Annotated in this window: 1 protein-coding gene and 1 pseudogene; both read left to right on the top strand. The window is 58.4% G+C overall.

All coding sequences use genetic code 11. The features are described from left to right. Positions 1–63 precede the first annotated feature (63 nt). Positions 64–597, top strand: a pseudogene (locus D451_RS0126085) (DUF5753 domain-containing protein); the annotation flags it as partial. Further along, positions 594–767: a DUF397 domain-containing protein gene (locus tag D451_RS27645; protein ID WP_017536617.1), complete on the top strand. Its 174-nt coding sequence runs from the start codon at positions 594–596 to the stop codon at positions 765–767. The pseudogene D451_RS0126085 and the gene D451_RS27645, both read left to right, overlap by 4 nt. The last annotated feature ends 288 nt before the right edge of the window (positions 768–1055 follow it).

Raw genomic sequence — 1055 nt, 5'->3', positions numbered from 1 at the left:
ACAGTCCGTGATCATGGCAGGTTCAGAGTCGTCTCGCAGGGCTTTTGAGATGAGCTCTTAGCCCTTGAGCGCAAGTCCGAGCAGATCCGGGAGTATCAGTCCATCCTCTTCCCAGGACTGATCCAAACTCCTGACTACGCCCGCGTCCTGATCAAAGCACGCACGCCCCAGGCCAGCGAAGAGGAGGTCGAGGAGCTTGTCACCGCTCGCATGGCTCGGCTCAGCGACCTGACGGATCGCGGAAGCCTGCTGTGGTTCGTCGTCGACGAAGCCGTGATACGTCGACCGATCGGGTCCGAGAAGATCCTCGCTGACCAGCTCAAAAAGATCATGGATCTAGTGGAAGACAACAGCATCCGGTTGCAGGTGCTCCCTTTGGAGAACCACCCGGGCTTGTGTGCGCCCTTCCGACTGGTCTCCCTGGCCAAGGGCCGGATGGTGCTCTATGCAGAGCACGCAGTAGGTGGTGAGATCCTGGAGTCTCCCGATCTCATCAACGAGACATTGACCCTCTTCAGCGCGATGCAGGCCGAAGCGCTATCGTCCCAGGCGACGATCGAGCTGATCAGCAAGATGAAGGAACTGTTGACATCATGAACAAGCAGTGGCACAAGAGCAGCTACAGCGACGGGCGCGGTGGAAACTGCGTCGAGGTCTCCGAGGGTTCGACCACTGGCATCCGAGACACCCAGAATCGCGATCTGGGCCAGTTGGATGTACCGCTCCCCGAGTGGAATGCCCTGCTCAACGCGATCCGCACGAGCTGACACCTGAAAGTGAACCGACCCCCGCCAGGTGTGTTGGCGGGGGTCGGTCGTGTTCGTGCACCCCTAGGGTAACCGCCATACGTATCAACGCAAGGGGAGATATATCTGTTCGAGAAGAAACGAGGACTACTCCCCAGCTCTGAAGGGAAGGAGAAGTTTCGTACCTCCGCATCATCTCAGCCGAAGTCATGATCTGAGAACACCCCATCCCCCGAGTGCACGACCTCTCTTAGAGCTCATCTCAAAAGCCCTGCGAGACGACTCTGAACCTGCCATGATCACGGACTG

The sequence above is a fragment of the Nocardiopsis alba DSM 43377 genome, assembly GCF_000341225.1.
In the GTDB taxonomy this organism is placed as follows: Bacteria; Actinomycetota; Actinomycetes; order Streptosporangiales; family Streptosporangiaceae; genus Nocardiopsis; species Nocardiopsis alba.
Note: the sequence above shows the minus strand (reverse complement) of the source record. Positions and strands in the feature narration are given on the sequence as shown.